Annotated in this window: 13 protein-coding genes; 7 read left to right on the top strand and 6 right to left on the bottom strand. The window is 69.0% G+C overall.

The window, feature by feature from the left end; genetic code table 11:
- Positions 1 to 103: 103 nt before the first annotated feature.
- From recC to DOM45_RS04430, 4 genes are read left to right on the top strand one after another with little or no spacing between them, the layout of a single operon-like run.
- Positions 104 to 3832, top strand: coding sequence for an exodeoxyribonuclease V subunit gamma (gene recC / locus DOM45_RS04445; RefSeq protein WP_110598323.1), 3729 nt, complete (start codon positions 104 to 106; stop codon positions 3830 to 3832).
- Entirely contained in the window at positions 3829 to 7860 is a 4032-nt protein-coding gene (recB, locus tag DOM45_RS04440) for an exodeoxyribonuclease V subunit beta (protein WP_110598322.1), read from the top strand. Before recC ends, recB begins: the two co-directional genes overlap by 4 nt.
- The gene (recD, locus tag DOM45_RS04435; protein ID WP_110598321.1) at positions 7857 to 9944 is read left to right on the top strand and encodes an exodeoxyribonuclease V subunit alpha; all 2088 of its coding nucleotides are present in this window, start codon (positions 7857 to 7859) and stop codon (positions 9942 to 9944) included. Before recB ends, recD begins: the two co-directional genes overlap by 4 nt.
- Positions 9941 to 10750, top strand: a complete 810-nt coding sequence (locus DOM45_RS04430) for a creatininase family protein (RefSeq protein ID WP_110598320.1) — start codon at positions 9941 to 9943, stop codon at positions 10748 to 10750. Before recD ends, DOM45_RS04430 begins: the two co-directional genes overlap by 4 nt.
- A gap of 3 nt (positions 10751 to 10753) precedes the next feature.
- On the opposite strand, the gene ribA is transcribed toward DOM45_RS04430, so the two are convergent.
- The gene (gene ribA, locus DOM45_RS04425; protein WP_110598319.1) at positions 10754 to 11893 is read right to left on the bottom strand and encodes a GTP cyclohydrolase II RibA; all 1140 of its coding nucleotides are present in this window, start codon (positions 11891 to 11893) and stop codon (positions 10754 to 10756) included.
- 184 nt (positions 11894 to 12077) lie between these two features.
- Here ribA and DOM45_RS04420 point away from each other — a divergent pair, with 184 nt between their 5' ends.
- Positions 12078 to 12977 carry a RibD family protein gene (locus tag DOM45_RS04420; RefSeq protein WP_240612288.1) on the top strand — a complete coding sequence of 300 codons (900 nt, stop codon included), beginning with the start codon at positions 12078 to 12080 and terminating at the stop codon, positions 12975 to 12977.
- 5 nt (positions 12978 to 12982) lie between these two features.
- On the opposite strand, the gene DOM45_RS04415 is transcribed toward DOM45_RS04420, so the two are convergent.
- The 5 genes from DOM45_RS04415 to DOM45_RS04395 all read right to left on the bottom strand — a co-directional run bounded on the left by DOM45_RS04415 (position 12983) and on the right by DOM45_RS04395 (position 17444).
- Complete coding sequence (locus tag DOM45_RS04415; protein WP_157958347.1) at positions 12983 to 13969, bottom strand: lysylphosphatidylglycerol synthase transmembrane domain-containing protein; 987 nt, start codon at positions 13967 to 13969, stop codon at positions 12983 to 12985.
- Positions 13966 to 14892: a class I SAM-dependent methyltransferase gene (locus DOM45_RS04410; protein WP_110598316.1), complete on the bottom strand. Its 927-nt coding sequence runs from the start codon at positions 14890 to 14892 to the stop codon at positions 13966 to 13968. The genes DOM45_RS04415 and DOM45_RS04410 overlap by 4 nt, the downstream gene beginning before the upstream one ends.
- A complete protein-coding gene (locus DOM45_RS04405; RefSeq protein ID WP_110598315.1) occupies positions 14892 to 15956 on the bottom strand; it encodes a glycosyltransferase family 4 protein in 1065 nt (354 codons plus the stop codon). The genes DOM45_RS04410 and DOM45_RS04405 overlap by 1 nt, the downstream gene beginning before the upstream one ends.
- Positions 15953 to 16351, bottom strand: a complete 399-nt coding sequence (locus tag DOM45_RS04400; protein ID WP_110598314.1) for a 6-pyruvoyl trahydropterin synthase family protein — start codon at positions 16349 to 16351, stop codon at positions 15953 to 15955. Before DOM45_RS04400 ends, DOM45_RS04405 begins: the two co-directional genes overlap by 4 nt.
- A 121-nt stretch (positions 16352 to 16472) precedes the next feature.
- The gene (locus tag DOM45_RS04395) at positions 16473 to 17444 is read right to left on the bottom strand and encodes a zinc-dependent alcohol dehydrogenase (RefSeq protein ID WP_110598313.1); all 972 of its coding nucleotides are present in this window, start codon (positions 17442 to 17444) and stop codon (positions 16473 to 16475) included.
- 354 nt (positions 17445 to 17798) lie between these two features.
- Here DOM45_RS04395 and DOM45_RS04390 point away from each other — a divergent pair, with 354 nt between their 5' ends.
- Positions 17799 to 18560, top strand: coding sequence for a CDP-alcohol phosphatidyltransferase family protein (locus DOM45_RS04390; protein ID WP_110598312.1), 762 nt, complete (start codon positions 17799 to 17801; stop codon positions 18558 to 18560).
- A gap of 55 nt (positions 18561 to 18615) precedes the next feature.
- Positions 18616 to 19218, top strand: coding sequence for a YceI family protein (locus DOM45_RS04385; RefSeq protein ID WP_110598311.1), 603 nt, complete (start codon positions 18616 to 18618; stop codon positions 19216 to 19218).
- Positions 19219 to 19269 lie beyond the last annotated feature (51 nt).

Raw genomic sequence — 19269 nt, 5'->3', positions numbered from 1 at the left:
TGCCACAGGCTTCAGGTGATCGTCGCCCTGCGCCACGGTAGGATGGCACGACCATGGATCGGTGCTCATCGGTCCCCGTCGCCCCGTGAATCCCGGAGAACGGATGTTCAGCGTCCTGCATGCCAATCATCTCGAAGACCTGCACGACCTGGCACTGGCGCTGATCAAGCGCCATCGGCTGCCGCCACTGACCCCGGAGACCTTCCTGGTGCAGTCCAACGGCATGGCCCAGTGGTTGCGCCTGTCGCTGGCCGAAGCCGATGGCATCGCCGCTTCGGTGGATTTCCCGCTGCCCTCGAGCTTCGTCTGGCGTGCCTATCGCGCGGTGCTCGAACAGGCCGGTGGGGAGGGCGAGAGGCAGTCGATTCCGCTGCACTCGCCGTTCGACAAGCGACCGCTGGCCTGGCGCATCTTCCGACTGCTGGAGGGCGCGGTCGCCGCGGCGCCGGTCGTTTTCGCGCCGCTCGCCCACTACCTGGGCGCCGGGCCGGATGGCGCGGTGCCAGACGATGCGCGGGCCGAACCCGGTAACGGGGACCGCGCGACGGCGAGTGCGCAGCGCCTGGCGGTCGAGCAGGCGGAGCGCAAGCGCTGGCAACTGGCGGTCCGTCTGGCGGACCTGTTCGACCAGTACCTCAACTACCGGCCGGACTGGCTGGCGGCCTGGGAAGCGGGGGAGGAGTCGCCCCGGGACCTGCCCGCCGATCAGCGCTGGCAGCCGGCGCTGTGGCGGGCGCTGATCGATGACGCCGGGCCGGACGAGCGGGCGTTTCACCGCGCCAACCTGCACGGCCGTTTCCTGCACGCCGCCAGGCGACTGCGGAGCTGCCCGAAGGGATTGCCGCCGAGGATCTTCGTCTTCGGTATCTCGGCGCTGCCGTCGCAGACGCTGGAGGCGCTGCATGCGCTCTCCGGTGTCATCGATGTCTTTCTGATGATCACCAACCCCTGCCGCCACTACTGGGGGGACATCGTCTCCGACCGCGAGGCGATCAAGCGCGCCGGGCGGCTCTCCGCCGGGGCGGTGGCGCGCCAGCAGGCCCGCCACCCCGAAGCGCCCTGGCTCGAAGCGCTGGACGAGGAGGCGCTGCATCTCCAGGCCAACCCGCTGCTGGCCGCCTGGGGTGCCCAGGGGCGCGACTTCATCATCGGTCTCTACGAGTTCGAGAGCCAGGATGGTGGTTTCGACGTCGAGACCGATCTCTTTCGCGACCCGGCGGCGGACGATGAAGCGGATGCCGCACGAGCGCCGCTACTCAACCAGTTGCAGCAGGACATCCTCGATCTCAGACATCCGGGGGAGCGCGCCCGGGAGAGCGGTAAACGCACGATCGCGGCGAACGACGCCTCGCTGTCGCTGTTCAGCGTGCACTCGCCGCTGCGCGAGGTGGAAGTGCTGCACGACCGGCTGCTGGCGGCGTTCGAGGAGGCCAGCGCCCGGGGGGCGCCGCTGCGACCGCGGGACATCCTGGTGATGGTGCCGGAGATCGACGTCTACGCCCCCTATATCGAAGCGGTCTTCGGCCGGCTGCCCGCCGACGATCCGCGCCATATTCCCTTCACCATCGCCGACCAGGTTGCCAGTGAAGCGCATCCGATGATGGTGCTGATCCTGGCGCTGCTGGAACTGCCCGAGCGGCGGCTGGGGGTGAGCGAACTGCTCGATGCGCTCGATGTGCCGGCGTTTCGGGCCCGTTTCGCCATCGACGAAGCCGAACTGCCGCGCCTGCGGCGGTGGCTGTCGGAGAGCGGCGTGCGCTGGGGGCTCTCGGGCGCGCATCGCCAGGCGCTCGGGTTCCCGGCGCTGCATGAGAACAGTTGGGCGTTCGGGCTGGAACGCATGCTGCTGGGCTATTCAACCGGCCCGCTGCCGTCGGGGTCCACCGGCCCGCTGCCGCCGGGCGGGGGCAATGGGTCGATACCCGCTGACGCCGCCTGGCAGTTCGATGCCATCGTGCCCTACGACGAGGTGGGCGGGTTGGAGGCGGACCTGGCGGGCCGGCTCGCCGAGCTGATGCAGGTCGTGGCCGCCCAGTGCGAGGCCCTGAGCGGGTCCGCCGCGCCGGGCGACTGGCTGATGCGACTGCGATCGCTGATGGAGGCGCTGTTCGCGCCGACCGCACTGGACGAGCACGATGTGCTGGCGCGGGTGGACCAGGCGCTGGGCCGCTGGCAGCAGAGCTGCGAGCTGGCCTCGTTCTCGCAGCCGATCGGCCTGGCGGTGGTGCGTGACGCCCTCAGGGCCGAGCTCGACGACGGTGGCCTGGCCCAGCGCTTCCTGGCCGGCAAGGTCAATTTCGCCACGCTGATGCCGATGCGTGCCATCCCGTTCCGGCAGGTCTACCTGCTGGGGATGAACGACGGCGCCTATCCGCGAACCCGCCAGCCCCAGGACTTCGACCTGATGGCACAGCGCCCGCGCCCGGGGGATCGTTCGCGCCGCGACGATGACCGCTACCTGCTGCTCGAGGCGCTGCTCTCCGCCCGCGAGCGGCTGACACTCTCCTGGGTCGGCTTCGACCAGCGCGACAACACGCCACGACCGCCCTCGGTGCTGATCGGCGAGCTGCTGGATACGCTCGAGCAGGGCTGGCGTCCGGCCGGCCATCCGGGGGATGGCCCGGCGGTGGACGACGAGACGGCGCTGGCGGCACGGCTGATCGAGGCCCACCCGCTGCAACCGTTTTCGCGTCGCTACTTCCAGGCCGACGATCCACGCTACACCTTCGATGCCAGCTGGGCGCCATTGCACGACACCCGCGACGATGCCGAACGGGACACCGGGCAGAACGTCACCGAGCCGGCTCCGCCCCAGCCGCCGGGCGAAGCGCTGGGGCTGGCCGACCTGCAGCGACTGCTGCGCCGGCCCTGGAGCGTCTATCTCGGCCGTCTGGGCGTGCGATTCCAGGATGCCGAGGTCCCCGACGAGGATAGCGAGCCTTTCGTCCTCGATGCGCTGGAGGACCACACCGTCAAACGCGAACTGCTGGACGCCGGGCGCCGTGGCGAACCGCTGGTGCAGATGGCGGACCGGCTGCGTCTGACGGGGCGGCTGCCGGCGGCCGGCTTCGGCCTGGCCACCATCGAGCCGACGCTGAAACGGCTGGAGACGCAGCTGGAGACCTGGCGACGATTGACCGCGACCGCCAGCGAGCGGGAGCCGCCACTGCTGCGTTTCGAGGCAGCGGCTGCCGACGACGTGCCGTCGCTGGCGCTGGAGGCGCGCGTCGACGGACTGTTCACGGACGCGCAGGGCGGCTGCCAATTGATGACGCTGGAAACCAGCCATTTCGGTCACTTCAAGCCCGAGGGCGACGGCCCGTGGAAGAAGCTCGGCAAGCCGCATCGACTCCATGCCGGCTATCTGCGCTGGCTGCTGGTCAATGCGGCTGGCGAGGCGTCGTGTCACTGGACGGCGATCTTCGAGGATCGCTGTCTCGATTTCCCGCCGCTGGAACGGCTCGAGGCGAGGCGGCGACTGACAGCGTGGTTGGCGAGCTGGTGGCGGGCCTGGTGCAAGCCGCTGCCGGCCTCGGGGGAGCTGGTCCGCACGCTGTGGGGCCAGTGCCGTGCCGAGACGCTGCAAGCCCTGGCCGCGGGAGAGGCGCCCGAACCGGCATTGCGGGAGCGTCTCGCCGCGGACTACGAGGCCGGCAACTACCAGGTCGCGGCGCTGGTCCAGCGAGAGGGTGGTCTGGGTCAGCTCTGGCGCGACTTCGAGGCGTTCGAGGCGGCCGGCGGCGTGGCCGAGAGCGTCCGCCACTACCAGCCGCTGCTGGAGGCGATGCGCCAGGCCTCGCAGCGCATTCATCTCTCGAGGGGCGACTCATGACCGACAGCCGCGACCGCGCCGATGCCGCGATGGACGAGGGAGTCGTCCCGCTGGCGCTCGACGGCCTGCCGTTGACCGGGCGGCATCTGATCGAGGCCAGTGCCGGCACCGGCAAGACCTTCACCCTGGCGGCACTCTACGTTCGGCTGGTGCTGGGGCCGCTACCGGGCCGCGAGACGGTGGATTTCCCGCGTCCGTTGACGCCGCCGGAGATTCTGGTGGTGACCTTCACCGAGGCCGCCACCGCCGAGCTGCGTGGACGTATCCGCGCGCGCCTCAAGCAGGCCCGCGACTGGTTGCTGGTCAACCCAGAGGACCGCGCCGACCCAGTGTTGGCGACCTTGCTGGCACCGCTGGTGGCAGCCGGAGAGACCGCCTGCCGCGGTGGAGCCAAGCGGCTGGACCAGGCCGCGCGCCTGATGGACGAGGCAGCGATCTTCACCATTCACGGCTTCTGCCAGCGGATGCTGACCCGCCACGCCTTCGACGCCGGGGCGCGGTTCTCCGCCGAACTGCTGCAGGACGGACAGACGCTGCTGGCCCGAACGGTGGAAGATTACTGGCGCTGCGAGTTCTATCCGCTCGACGAGCGCTGGCAGCGTCAGATCCGCTCGCGCTGGAGCGGACCGGATGCCCTGGCGACCGCGTTGCGGCCATTGCTGAAGGATGGCGAGCCACAGCCGCTGTGGGTGGATGGCGAGGCGGTATCGGCACCGGCATCGCTGGCGGCACTGCTGGGCGGCTTCGAGCGTGAGATGGAGCGCCGCCAGGAGATCGAGTCCGCCCTGCACGCGCACTGGGATGAGGATGCGATCCGCCAGACGCTGCAGGCGGCGTTCGACGCCGACGCCGACGCGCTGAAGAAGAACAGCTACAAGCCGGAAGAGCTCGAGGCTCGCGTTGCCGGTTTCCGGAGCTGGCTCGAACAGGAGACCTTCGACAAGGCGGACGAAATCACCGACAGCAGCGGGCGTTTCTGGCTCAGCCAGGAGAAGCTGGCGGGCGCGACGAAGAAGAACGCGGCGGTGCCCGAGCATCCGTTCTTCGGCTGGCTGGATCGGCTCGCCGAGGCCGGCACGCCATTCGATGCGATTGCCTCCCAGGTGCTGGTGCACGCCCGCGACCGAATCGCGACAGCGTTCGCGGAGGAGAAGCGGCGCCGCGGACTGTGGGAGTTCTCGGACCTGCTCAACGATCTCGACGCCGCCCTGGCGCCGGGCAGTAACGGTGGCGATGCCGCGCTGCGGCTGGCCGCGCGCATCCGCCAGGAACTGCCGGTGGCGCTGATCGACGAGTTCCAGGATACCGATCCGGTCCAGTACCGGATCTTCTCGCGGATCTATCGGGCGCCGGAGAGCGACCCGGCCACCACCGCACTGCTGATGATCGGGGATCCCAAGCAGGCGATCTACGCCTTTCGCGGTGCCGACATCCACACCTACCTGCGCGCGCGTCGGGCCACGCCGAGCCGCTTCACGCTGATGCGCAACTTCCGTTCGACACAGGCCATGGTCGAGGCCACCAACGCGCTGTTCCAGCGCCACCCCCAGCCGTTCGGCAGCGCCGAGATACCGTTCGTGGCGATCGACTCCCAGCCCAAGCCGACGCGGCTGGTCGACCGAGACGGTGGGCCGGTGGCCGCGCTGGGGGTGTGGTGGCCGGATACCGAGCGCTACAGTCAGGGCGATTATCAGGCGACGATGGCGTCGGCGACCCGGGCCGAGGTCCAGCGGCTGCTGGAGGGCGAGTGGCGCTTCGCCGGCGCCACCGGCGAGCGTGCGGTCCAGCCGGCCGATATCGCCATCCTGGTGCGTAATGGGCCGGAAGCGCTCAAGGTGCGACGGGCGCTCGCCGACGGCGGGATTCGTAGCGTCTACCTCAGCGAGAAGTCGAGCGTGTTCGACACCCCGCAGGCGTTCGAGCTGTTGCAGCTGTTCGAGGCGGTGGCCCAGCCGCGCCAGGATGCCCGGCTCAAGGCGGCACTGGCGACCCAGTTGCTCAACGATTCGCCGCGGGCCCTGGAAGCGCTGCTGGCCGACGAGCTGGCGTGGGAGCGCGAAGTCGAGCGCTTCGGCGACTACCATCGCCAGTGGCAACGGCGCGGCGTACTGCCCATGTTGCGCAGGGTGATGCAGGATTTCCGTGTCGCCGAACGGCTCGCCCAGCGCGTCGACGGCGAGCGGGCCTTGACCGATCTGCTCCATCTCGGTGAGCTGGCCCAGAACGCCCAGCAGCGGCTCGACGGTGAACAGGCGCTGCTGCGCTGGTGGCACCGGGCGCTGCAGGAGGGCGTCGCGACCCTGGACAGCCAGGCGCTCAGCCAGCGGCTGGAGAGCGACGAGGATCTGGTCCGGGTGGTCACCGTGCACAAGTCCAAGGGCCTCGAGTATCCCATCGTCCTCTTGCCGTTCGTCTGCTCCCACCGGCCGGCGGAGCCGGATCGCCGGACCGGACTGCTGGCGTTGAGGCCTCCCGGGGGCGAGGGCAGCGTGCTGGTGGCCGCGCCCGATGACGACCACAAGCGAGAGGCCGAGCTGGCGCGTCTCGACGAGGATGTCCGCCTGCTCTATGTCGCCTTGACCCGTGCCGCCTACGCCTGTCGCCTGGGGGTCGCCCATGTCGGTCGCGGACGGGGCCAGGGCGGCTGCCTGCACGAAACCGCGCTGGGCCGGTTGCTGGGCAGCGCGCAGACGGACGATGGTGCGGCGCTGCTGGATCGGCTGCGGCAGGGCCAGCGCGACGGCTGGCTGGCGGTCGAGCCGCTGCCCGAACCGCCGGATCACCGGCTGCGAGCGGCGATGGTCGCCCCGGAGACCAAACCGGCGCGGATCTTCGACGGCGAGATCGACGATGACTGGTGGATCGCCTCCTACACCTCGCTGATTGCGGATGCCCGTCGCACCGTGGGCGAGGAGGAGGAGGCGTGGAACGGCGACGACACCGGCGATGGTGGTGGCGAGGATGCGGTCGCGGCCAGCGAGGACCTGCCGGCGACGCTGGACATCGAGGTCAGCCGCGAGCGGGATCCGGTACCGCGGCCCAGTATCCGTGCGCTGTTCGATTTCCCGCGGGGGCCACGCCCGGGAACCTTCCTGCACGGCTTGCTGGAAACGCTCGACTTCGATCGCCTGGACGAGCCCGGCTATGCCGTGGCGCTGCGCCGGGAGATCGACCGCCGTCTGGCGACCAGCGGATTCGATGCCGAGTGGGCGCCGCTGTTGCAGGCGCTGCTGCTGGAGCGGCTGCGCTCGCCATTGATGGCCGTCGACGGCCACTCGGTGCGCCTCGATCGCCTCGAGTCATGGCGGCCCGAGCTCGAGTTCTGGCTGCCGGCATCGGCGGCCTGGAGCGAACCGCTGGACCGTCTCGTCTCACGGCTGGAGCCGCTGCCCGGCCGGCGTCCCCGGCTGGCGCCGCGCAAGCTCAACGGCATGCTCAAGGGCTATATCGACCTTGTCTTCGAGTCGGGGGGGCGCTGGTACGTGCTCGACTGGAAATCCAATCATCTGGGCGATACGCCGGACGACTACCAGGGCGAGCGCCTGGCCGCGGCGATGGTGGATCACCGCTACGACCTGCAGTACGTACTCTACGTGCTGGCGCTGCACCGCCTGCTCGAGTCGCGGCTGGAGAATTACGATTACGACCGGCACATGGGCGGCGCCTGCTACGTCTTCCTGCGGGGACTTTCCGAGGCGTCGCTCTCCAAGGCGCCGCTCTCCATGGCGCCCGAAGATGCGCCGTTCTCCAAGGCGCCCGAAGATGCGCCACTCTCCAAGGCGCCCGAAGATGCGCCGTTCTCCAAGGCGCCCGAAGATGCGCCGTCCTCCAAGGCACCCGAAGACGCGCCTGAGTCTGCCATGGCGGCCCAAGACGCGTTCGAGTCTGGCATGGCGTCCGAAGTCGCGCCCGGGGTATTCCACCGGCGCCCGTCGCGGGCGCTGATCGAGGCGCTGGACGCGTGGCTCAAGGGTGACGCCGGGCCGGCCGGCGCGCTGCTGCGACAATCCAGGGAGATTCCGGCATGAACCGCCGACCGTCGACCACGCCTTCGAATCGGAATGCGCGCCCCGGCTCGCCGGGCGAGGGCCAGTTCTCGCTGGCCCTGGATGACGACGATGCCGCGACGTCGCCGACCGCCGCCGGGGGCGGTGCGCTCACCCGCGAGACCCTGTTGGCGGCGCTGTCGCTGTGGGTGGCGCTGGGCTGGCTGCGGCAGCTCGACCGCCACTTCGCGCTCTTCCTGCTCGAACGCGATCCCGCCGCCGATCCGCTGGTCGGCCTGGCTGCGGCGCTGGTCAGCCATCAGGTGGGCCGGGGCCATGTTTGCCTGTCGCTGGCCCGGGTGCTGGACGCGCCGCGCTCCGCGCTGTCGTTGCCGCCTCTGGAGAACACGGACGAGCACGCGTCGGCGGAGGCGGTGGTGCTGCCGGAATCCCTGCTCGACCCGGTCACGCCGGCGCAATGGCTTGCCGCGTTGATCGAATCCTCCACCGTTGCCGAGGCGACGGCGGCGGAGGGGCTCGCCACGCCGCTGGTCGTGGACGGCGACCGGGTCTACCTGCGCCGATACTGGCAGGCCGAGAGCGGGGTGGCGGCGCGGCTGCGCCAGCGCCTGGGGCCACCACTGGCGGTTGCCGAGGAGCTGGCCGGGCGGCTGCAGGCCCTGTTCGCCGACAATCGGCGCGAGGAGGGCGAACCCGACTGGCAGCGCGTGGCGTGCGCCCTGGCGTTGCGGCAGCGGCTGACGATCATCTCCGGCGGGCCCGGGACCGGCAAGACCACCACCGTGACTCGACTGCTGGCGCTGCTGCAGGAGCAGTCGTTGTCGGGTGACGGCGAGTCGCTTCGGATACGGCTGGCCGCGCCCACCGGCAAGGCGGCCGCCCGGCTATCGGAATCGATCGCGGGGGCGGTCGGCCGGCTGAAGATCTCCGATGCCGTGCGCGCCGCCATACCCCAGGAGGCGCAGACGCTCCACCGGCTGCTGGGGGCGCGCTCGGACACGCGCCATTTTCGCCATCATGGCGAGGCGCCGCTGAGCCTCGACCTGCTGGTGGTGGACGAGGCCTCGATGGTCGATCTCGAGATGATGGCGGCGCTGCTCGACGCGATGCCGGCGAAGGCCCGCCTGATCCTGCTCGGCGACAAGGATCAACTGGCTTCGGTGGAGGCGGGTTCGGTGTTGGGCGACCTGTGCGCGGGGGCCGGCGACGCCGGTTACTCCGAGGCGACGCGCGACTATCTTCAGGCGATCGCGGGCGAGCCGTTGCCCGTGGCCGCCGTGACCAATCCGCTGGCCGATCACGTGGCCATGCTGCGCCGGAGCTTCCGCTTCCGGGCGGACAGTGGCATCGGGGCCCTCGCCAGGGCCGCCAACGCCGGCGACGGCCGCGAGTTCACGCGGCTGCTGGCGGCGGGTTTCGAGGATGTGGAGACGCTGGACATCGACACGGCGGCATTCGAGCGGGCCGTGGTGACCGGCTACCGGTCGCTGTTCGAGGCATTGCGTGGCGGGGCGGACGTGGCATCGATTCTTGCCCTGCAGGGCCGCTTCCAGGTGCTGTGCGCCCTGCGCCGCGGGCCCTGGGGTGTCGAGGGGCTGAACGAACGTATCGCCCGGGCGCTGTGGCAGCAGGGCTGGATATCGCGCACCGAAGGGTGGTTCGCCGGGCGCCCGGTGATGGTGACCCACAACGACCCCCAGTTGGGTCTCTACAACGGCGACCTGGGGCTGACGTTGGCCGATGACGCCGGCCGGCTGCGGGTCTGTTTCCCGCAGGGCGACGGTATCCGCCAGGTACTGCCGTCGCGGCTCGATGCCGCGGCGACGGCATTCGCGATGACCGTGCACAAATCCCAGGGATCGGAGTTCGAGCACGTCCTGTTCGCACTGCCGGCGCGGGCCAATCCGATCGTCACCCGGGAGCTGATCTACACTGGCATCACGCGAGCCCGCTCGCGACTGACCCTGGCGCAGGGCGGCAACCACGAGCGGACGTTACGCGAGGCGATCGCCCGGCGGGTGGTCAGGGATAGCGCGATCGCGGAGCGGCTGCTGGGCTCGCCGGCGCCATCGACGTCAAGCGGTTCGTCAGGGAGTGAAACATGAGTGTCTACCAGTGGCAGGAGCTGACCACGACGGAGATGGCCGAACTGGTCGACGCGGGGACGGTGGCGGTGCTGCCGCTGGCGGCGATCGAGCAACACGGCGCGCATCTGCCGCTCTCCACCGACCTGGACATCGGGCTGGGCCTGCTCGAGGCGGCGACGACAAGACTCGCGCCGGATCGGAACGTGATCCTGCTGCCGCCGCTGGCGCTGGGCTCGAGTCTGGAACACGCCGGATTCACGGGCACGTTGAGCCTGCTGCCGGAGACGGCGATCGCGGTCATCGAGGCGCTGGGCGAGGCGGTGAGCCGCGCCGGCATTCGCCGTCTGGTGCTGTTCAACAGTCACGGCGGCAACAAGGCGGTCATCGACCTGGCCGCGCTCAAGCTGCGCGCGAGGCACGCCCTGCTGGTGGTCAAGGCCAACTACTTCCGATTTGCGCCCCCGGCGCAGGCACTTCCCGCCGAGGAGCTCCGCCATGGCCTGCATGGCGGTGCGCTGGAGACCTCGATGATGCTATATCTCGCCCCGGACAAGGTTCGCATCGCCCGGCTGGCCGATGCGGTCTCCGAGGGGCGAATCCGCGAGCAGGCCGGATCGACCCTGGGGCCGGAGGGGGACGCCGGCTACGCCTGGCTGGCGCAGGATCTCCACGCCAGCGGGGTGACCGGCAACGCAACCCTGGCCGATGCCGAGACCGGTCGTCGGCTGGTCGATCATTTCGGCGCCCGGCTGGCGCAGGTGATCGAGGAGGCGGGGATATTCGATCTCGCCACCTTGCGCCACGCCCATCCGGCGTCGGGGTGACGCTCAGCGCGCCACCGGACGCCTGAAAGGCGTGGCAGATTTGTCCTCGCCGTCGTCGAGGACCTCTTCCAGCCAGTGGCCGGCGCGCTTGGCCTTGGCGTCCAGGTAGCGTCGGTTCTGCTTGGTCAGCTTGCCGTAGATGCCGCGACGGTTGACCACCTCGACGCCGCCCTGGTCCATGGCGGCGATCTTCTCGGGGTTGTTGGTCAACAGTTCGATCCGCGCGATCTCGAGCTGCTCGAGCATCTCCAGCGCGACTTCGTAGGTTCGCTCGTCCTCACCGAACCCGAGTACCTGGTCGGCGTCGACCGTATCCAGGCCGCCATCCTGCAGGGTGTAGGCGCGCAACTTGTTGGCCAGCCCGATGCCGCGGCCCTCCTGGGCGAGATAGAGCAGCACGCCGCCGCCGCGTTCGTCGATGGTGCGCACGCTCTCGCGCAGCTGCTCGCCGCAGTCGCAGCGCAAACTGCCGAACAGATCGCCGGTGAGGCAGGCCGAATGAAGACGCACCGGCACCGCATCGCTCCATTCGGCGCGATCGCCGATCACGATCGCGATGTGCTCGCGCATGCCGTCGGCCTCCCGGAACATGACGAATTTCGCGCGTTCGGCGTGGGACAGCGGGATCTCCGCGTCGCTGGTGCGTTTGAGGAAGCGTGACCGGCTTTCGGCGTAGGCGTCGATCTGCTCGGCGGCGACCGCCAGAACCGTACCCTCCGCGACCAGCGCCTCGACCTGGGCGCGCTGTGCCTGGCTGACCTCGGCGACCACGGCCGCGGGGATCAGCAGGCCGATCCGCATCAGATCCAGCGCCGCCTCGCTTGCCGGGGCGGCGGCGACGGGCTGGCGATCCACGGGCAGCCGCTGCGTCTCGTCGCTGGCCCAGGCGACGATGGCGGGGGCGCCGTCGCCGGGAACGACCGGCACCAGCCCCACGCGGGGGCCGAAGTCGATGCCCAGCCGCGCCAGGCGATGGCGGGTCAGCGCCAGGGCGGCCGGGTTGCCGGCGAGCGCCGGCAGTGCCGTCAGTGCCTCGTCGTCGCAGCCCTCGAGCGGGTGGACCACCACGTCGCCGCTGGCGGCCCGCACGAGCACCGGGAGGCCGCGTCGCAGATCGAATATCGCGCGCTCTACCTGTCGCATGATCGTCTCCTTATCCTGTCGTCCATGATCAGTCTCATCTGTGATCGCTCTCCGTGATCGGCACCCGAGGCCCGGGGTGGGGGATCGGCGGGGTGAGCCGGAATGATGGCGCCCACCGCCGAACGCTCTCCGCGCTAAGGGCGATCTTTGCTACGCTGTGATGCCGTCTGGCCAAGGAATGACCGTGACTGCCTCGTCCGATAATCCCGCCCACGCCGTTGAATCCACCGTATCCGTCGCTCTGGCCTGGCGCTGGCTTCGCCAGGTGGCGGCCCTGACCCGTGACGACACGTTCGACGGGACCGTCGTCGATGGGCATCATCGCCTGGAAGTCGACGCCGACGGCGGCTGGCGCTGCAGCCATCCGGTCGACGAGGAGGCTGCGCAACTGCTGTCGATCTGGTTGCCGTGGTGCACGACCTCGGTGCGCCGGGGGCCGTGCGTCATCGCCCAGTTGGGCCAGAGCCTGGATGGCCGTATCGCGACGGTCACCGGGGCTTCCCATTACGTGACCGGAAAGCCGAGCCTGGTCCACCTGCATCGAATGCGGGCGCTGGTCGACGCGGTCGTCGTCGGTGCCGGTACGGTCGACGCCGACGACCCGCAGTTGACCGTGCGCCATGTCGAGGGCGACAACCCGCTGCGGGTGGTGCTCGATCCGCGAGGGCGGGTACCGGCCGACCGTCACGTCTTCCGCCAGTCGGCGGCGCCGACCTGGCATCTCGTCAACGAGGGCGTCGAGGGCCACGGGCTCGCGGCGCATGTCGGCGTCAAGTCGTTGCCGCCGGAGGCGACGGGCTTCGATCCCGCGAGGGTTCTGGCGCTGCTGGCCGAGCAGGGCCATCGTCGGATCCTGATCGAAGGTGGCGGGCTGACGATTTCCCGCTTTCTCGAGGCGGACTGTCTCGACCGCTTGCACAGTGTCGTCGCCCCCATGCTGATCGGATCCGGCCGTCCCGCGCTGACGCTGCCGGAGATCGAGACGCTGGATGTGGCGTTGCGGCCAGCCTGTCGCCATTTTTGCCTCGGCCGGGACATGCTGTTCGATCTCGACCTGCGTGATCGAACGCCAGCGGTGTCCTGATCTCATCAAGGATGCCCCTCCGATGCCAGCTTGCGGCGAAGCGAGACTGCCTGGCTCGCCCGACGGTCCCACAGCAGCACTCCCAATCCCGGCAGGCTGGCGGCGAGCACGAGCAGGCCGTAGGCCACCGACAGCGCGACGCCCTCCTGGGCCGGCAGGCCGGCCAGGGGCCAGATCAACGCGGCGGCTCCTTCCCGTAGCCCCCAACCGGCGATGGTCAAGGGGATCGCCATGGCCATCAGCAGGGGCGGGATCAGCGGCAGCAGCTGTGAGACCGGCCGCTGGAGGCCGAGGGCCTGGGCGGCGCAGAGAAAGACCGCGACGTAGGTGGCGATGACCAGCAGCGAGCTGACCAGTTGGGCGGGCCATACCGACGCCGTCAGCAACGCCCGCCTGACGTCCCGGCAGAAGGTTGCCAGAGCCGTCCCGGGTCGTCGCTTCGAGACGCCGATGATGACGCCGACCAGCAGCAGTACCGCCAGCAGCAGCCATACCAGGGTCGTCGTCCAGGGTTGCCATGCCCGAGCGATCCCGTGGCGTAGCGCCGGCGAGAGCGAGACGGCGGCGACCGCCACCAGCAGCAGCGCCACCTGGCCGGAGGCCCGCTCGATGATCACGGCACGCACCGCCGGTCCTGAGGGCGATGGCTGACTGCCAGCGGCGTTCGTCGGGGCGTTGCCGTGACGCCAGGCCCGAGCCGCGTCCCCCAGGACGCCGCCCGGCAGTACCTGATTCAGGAAGGTGGCCAGATAGTACTCACGAATGGCCGTGGGCCAGCGCAGCGCGATGCCGACCCGGTGGGCGGTCATTCGCCAGCGCCAGGCCGAGATCGCGATCTGGGGGAGGCCAAGCAGGACCGCAAGCGCAACCCAGGCTGGCGACAGCGCCGTGAGCCTCTCCAGCAACTGGCCGGTATCCAGTCTCCACGCCAGTACGCCCAGCAGCGCCAGCGTCACGGCCAGCCGCAGCCACGGCGACAGCCTCCGATTCACGCTCGCGCTCCCGGGTGCGTTGCATCGGCCGGAGTCGCCAGCAGGTCCCGGTGACCCACGGTCAAGGTCACCCGGCCACGCCGCAGGTCGTCGAGATGGCGGCCATGCCACTGGTCGACGCGGTCCCGCTGCTGTGGCAGATGCTCGTGAAGCGCCTGGCGCCAGCCCGCCATCAGCGATTCGGCGAGAGGCTGCGACTCCGGCCCGAGTCGCCAGGGGGAGGCGGCTTCACGGATATGGTAGCCGCGACGGTGGAAGCTCTCGCGAAGTCTACGGGGAGCCTCACCGCCTACCGCCGGGCCACCCCCCTTGTCGCGATGCTGGTGGGCCTGCAGCGCGGCGAGCATGAAGCGATCGTCGTCGTCGTAGAGCGCGCTGCCGCTGGCATCGTGGAACCGGATCAGGCCATCGATACTGAGCGCGAACAGCACCGCACAGCCGCTACGCTGGCAGGCATCGGCCATTGCCTCGAGGGCGTCGGCCGTCAGCAGGTCGAACAGCGCCGAGGCGGTGACCAGATCGGCGCCTTCCAGGCCGTGTTGCCAGGCCGTCGTCAGGCTCAGTTGATCGGTCTCGAGATGGATCGGCTGGCCGTCGGCACTCGCCAGCGACTCGCAGCGCTGTCGGGCCTGGGCCAGCAGCCCGGCGTCGTGATCGATCAGCCGCCACTGCTGGGCGCCCTGCAGGCGCGGGGCCAGATAGCGCAGATTGGAGCCGCTGCCGCAGCCCAGGTCGACCACGGTACGCCGTGTCTCGAACGGCCGGGTGTCCAGCGACTGATTCGTTGCGGCGCGGCGCACCAGCCACTGGTCTGCGGCGTGGGTGAGCTGGGCATCGCGTGCCCTGTGATCGGTGGGCTCCCTCAGCGTCAGCCATTGATCGCTGAACAGCGCGTCGGTGGCGGGGGGCGTCGAGGTCGGCATCAGCGCGTTGCCTCTCTCGTGTCCGAGCGCTTCAGGGCCTGACCGAAGGCGGCGGCGGCGGCGTGCCAGTCGGCCAGGGTATCGCGACACGCTCTGGCTCCGTCCCTGCAGCGCTGGTAGGTCTCCGGATCTTCCAGCATGCGTTCGAGCGCGTCACGCAGCGCCACCACGTCTCCCGGCGCCACCTTGATACCGGCGCCGTCGGGCAGCGTATGGGCCAGGGCGCCGCCCGTCGTGGTGACGATCGGCAGGCCGTGGGCGAGCGCTTCGGTGACCACCATGCCGTAGCCTTCGTAGTGCGAGGGCAGCACGAAGAGATCGGCTTGCCGGTAATGCTCGGACAGGCGCTCGGTGGGCTGCGAGCCCAGTAGCCGGATACGCTCGCCCAACTGGTGTTCGTCGATGATCTCGCGCACCTTGGCGACGTAGGTGTCGGCTCGGTCCAGCGCGCCGATCAGATCGCACTGCCACGGCAGCGCGGTCAGGCCTGCCAGCGCTTCGACCAGCAGATCCTGGCCCTTGCGCGGCGTCACCGTTGCAATGCACAGCAGGCGAGGCGTGCCGCTGCCGTCGCCGCTCGCCAGAGGGCCGGGCTCGACGCCAGGCTCGATGACCGCGATCTTGTCGGCCGGCACCTGGAAGTCGCGAAGCCGACGAGCGGTGAAGACGCTGGTGACGATGACGCTCCCCGCTGCGGCCAGGGCGCGGGTCTCGCTGATGCGGAAGCGCTGCTGCTCCGGTGCGCCCAGGCCGGTTTCGTCGGCGAGGGGATGGTGCACCAGTGCGGTGATGGATAACCGCGACGCGTGACGCTCGACGATGGCCGGTAGCCCGCCCATGGCAAGCCCGTCGATCACGGCCCGACTGCCGTCCGCCAGTGCGGTCAAGGCGCTGTCCAGGGCGTGGGCGGCGACGGCGTCCGGCTCGGGAAAGCGACCCTCGAGCCCGATCACGTCGATGGTCCAGCCGGTGGCGCGCAGCGCTTCGACGATTCGCGCATCGTAGACGTAGCCACCGGTCAACTGGCCGGGGTCGCCGGCGACGATCAGCGTGAAGTCGCTCATAACCCCCCTTCGTAACTCGCCCAGGCCACGTGGGACTCGTGCAGGGTCACGGTCAGGGCAGTGAGATGGCGGCCGCCGTCACCCAGCTCACCCTCGCGAATGGCGTGGGAGAGTCGGTCGAATACGACCTTGGCCATGAATTCGGTGGTGGTGTTGCGGCCCTTGAATTCGCCGATCTCGTCGAGGTTGCCCAGGGTGAATTCACCGAGCACTCGTTTCAGCGTTTCGCTGGCCAGACCGATATCGACGACGAGATCGTCCTGGTCGAGTTCGGGACGCTTGAAGGTGGCGTCGACCACGTACGTCGCACCGTGAAGCTTCTGCGCCGGGCCGAAGGTTTCACTATTGAAACTGTGGGCGATCATCATGTGATCGCGAACGGTCAAGCTGAACATTCCTCTCGCTCCTTGCTGAGTTGGCCGTATGGGGCCGTTGCCGAATTTGCGTCTTGCTGTCCCTGGCGAACCTGCCCGGCGAAGCTTGCGATACCGGGCCGGCATCATGAGGTACGTCGCGTCAGCCGTAGCGGATGCGCTGGCAGAGCGTATCGTCGTCACGCTGACTCAGTCGCTTGAGCGTTTCGGGTAGATCCCGGAAATGGCTTTCTCCGCTGATCAGTACGTCCAGACAGTCGTGATCGAGCAGCGCCAGCGCCAGCGCCAGCCGTCGCTGGTGATTCCAGCGAGGGCGGTGTCCGGGCGATACGCTGCCGACCTGGCTCGAGCGCAACGTCAGACGGCGGGCGTGAAACGCCTCGCCGAGCGGCAGGTTGACCTCGCGGCTGCCGTACCAGCTCATTTCCAGTACGGTGGCCTCGAACCCCGCCAGTGAGAGGGCACTCTGCAGGCCGGCATTCGACGCGCTGGCGTGCACGACCAGGTCCTGTTCGGCCTCGGCGGTTTCGGGGGTGTGGAAGTCCACTCCCAGCGCCTCTCCGAGGAAGCGCTTGCGCTCGTCGATATCGATCAACTGGACGCGGGTCCCGGGCAATCTGGCGCAGAGCCAGGCCACCAGGGCACCGACGACGCCAGCGCCGACGACGCTGATCCGGTCGCCGATTCCCGGCGCCGCGTCCCACAGGGCGTTGAGCGCCGTTTCCATGTTGGCGCCGAGTATCGCGCGCTGCGGGGGCACGCCGGGCGGCAGCGGCACGACGTCGTCGACGCCGACCCGATAGTGGGTCTGGTGAGGGTGAAGGCAGTAGACGTAGCGCCCGTGCCAGTCATGCGCGCCCTGCTCGACGACGCCGACATTGGAGTAGCCGTACTTGACCGGGCCGGGGAACTCGCCGCTTTGAAAGGGCGCCCGCATCCGCTGGTATTCACTTGCCGGTACCTGGCCATTGAAGACCAGCGTCTCGCTGCCCCGGCTGATGGCGGAGTAACAGGTGCGGATCATCAAGTCGCCGCTGACACTCAGCTCGGCCTGGCGAATTTCGCCGTTACCGTTGCCGAGAGACCAGAAGGCGTGAGCGTAAGGCGTCGTCATTGCGGTATCCGTTCCTTGAGGGCAGATCGGGGTGGCGGCTCGTCGTCCTGCTGACAGTATGGCAGAGTGTGACGAATTGGAATTGTACAAATGGTGTACAATAATAAATCAATGAACAAGATTTGCTCGCTCCGATGGCGCCGTCGGGAGGCTGCCGGGGCGAAGTGGGCGGCCTGGAAGTCGGCCAGCTCTCGGCGTTGCCGGCCCCGTCGGTCGCCACGGTGACCCGTCACTCTCGCAAATCGGTCAAACTGCATCCAAACTTGTACCGGTAGCGTATCGGTTGGGAAGGGCATCGCGATCCGGCGTCACGACAGGTCGGGGTGCGAGCCATCATCAGGGAGGAGGTCGCCGATGCGACACTCATCGACACGTATCTCGGCAGCGGTTTCCCGGCGGGGCAGATCCCTGCGCGGCTGGGTCGAGATGGCCGCGGGGCTCGCCATGGTCGGCCTGCTCACCGAGTGGGTGCACTGGGCTTTCTCGGCGCCCTCGGGCCTGCGTCTCACGGCCGGCGGCATTTATCTGGCGATCGCCACGGCAGTGCTCTGGGCCTGGCCAGCCTCGCGGCAGGGGCTCGGCTGGGCGAACCGTGTCACCCTGCTCCGAGCGGTGCTGATCGCGGTCGTCGCTGGCGTCGTGGTCTATCCAGATTTCATCCAGCGCCACGCCGAAGGGATCGCGGCGTTGTCGTTGCTGGCACTGGCCCTCGACGGGATCGATGGTTGGGTGGCGCGGCGAACCGGCTCGTCGAGCGCCTTCGGCGCGCGATTCGATATGGAGCTGGACGCGTTTTTCATCGTCGTGCTGTGCGTGGCGTTGATCGCCCTCGACAAGGTGGGGGCCTGGATCCTGGTCATCGGGCTGGCCCGCTATGTATTTCTGGTGGCCGGGTTCTACTCGCCGTGGCTCAATCGCGCCCTGCCCGAGAGCTATTTCCGCAAGACGGTCTGCGTCTGGCAGGTGTCGACGTTGATGGTCTGCCTGCTCCCCTTCGTCGAATCGTCGTGGGCGACCGCTTTCACATTGGTCGCGGCACTGCTGCTGGTCCTCTCGTTCGGTCGGGACATCGTCTGGCTCTGGCATCGGCGTCCTGCCGGCGACATCGAGCTGTGAGCGGCATCGCCGTCTCGCGCGATATTTTGGTCGATTTCCCCGCAAGGAGGCCGTCATGAGACGCGCTTGGCTGAATCTTCTCCCCGCGCTGGTGCTGCTGGCGTCGCCGCCGGCAAGCGCCGAGCCGCAGCACTTCGATATCGATCCCGAACACTTCTCCATCGCGTTCATGGTGGATCATCTGGGTTACGAGAACCTGCTTGGACAGTTCCTGGAGGGCGAGGGCACTTTCGTCTATGACCGGGAGGCGCAGAGGTTGATCTCGGCAGAGGTCACGATCCAGTCCACCAGCGTCTTCACCAATCTCGGGGCTCGCGACGAGCATCTGCGGGGACGCGACTTTCTGGACGCGGGCAGTCATCCGCGGATACATTTCGTGGCCACGGATTTCGAGCCCTCCTCCCCGACGACCGGTACGCTGAATGGCAAGCTCACGCTGCTGGGACGTACCGAGCCGGTCACGCTGGACGTCACGTTGAACCGTGATGCGGTCTATCCGTTCGGGCACAAGCGGCCCACGCTGGGATTGTCGGTCCGTGGCGCTCTCGATCGCAGTGACTGGGGGATGGATTACGGCGTCGACAACGGTATGGTCGGTGATCATGTGACGCTGATCTTCGAGCTGGAAGCGATCCAGCGGGATGCCCCCTCCCGCTGACGTGAGGGTTTCACGATCTCGTCACTACCGACCCAACCATTGTCAAGGATT

The sequence above is a fragment of the Salinicola lusitanus genome, assembly GCF_003206045.1.
In the GTDB taxonomy this organism is placed as follows: domain Bacteria; phylum Pseudomonadota; class Gammaproteobacteria; order Pseudomonadales; family Halomonadaceae; genus Salinicola; species Salinicola lusitanus.
This window is presented reverse-complemented; position numbering and strand designations above follow the sequence as displayed.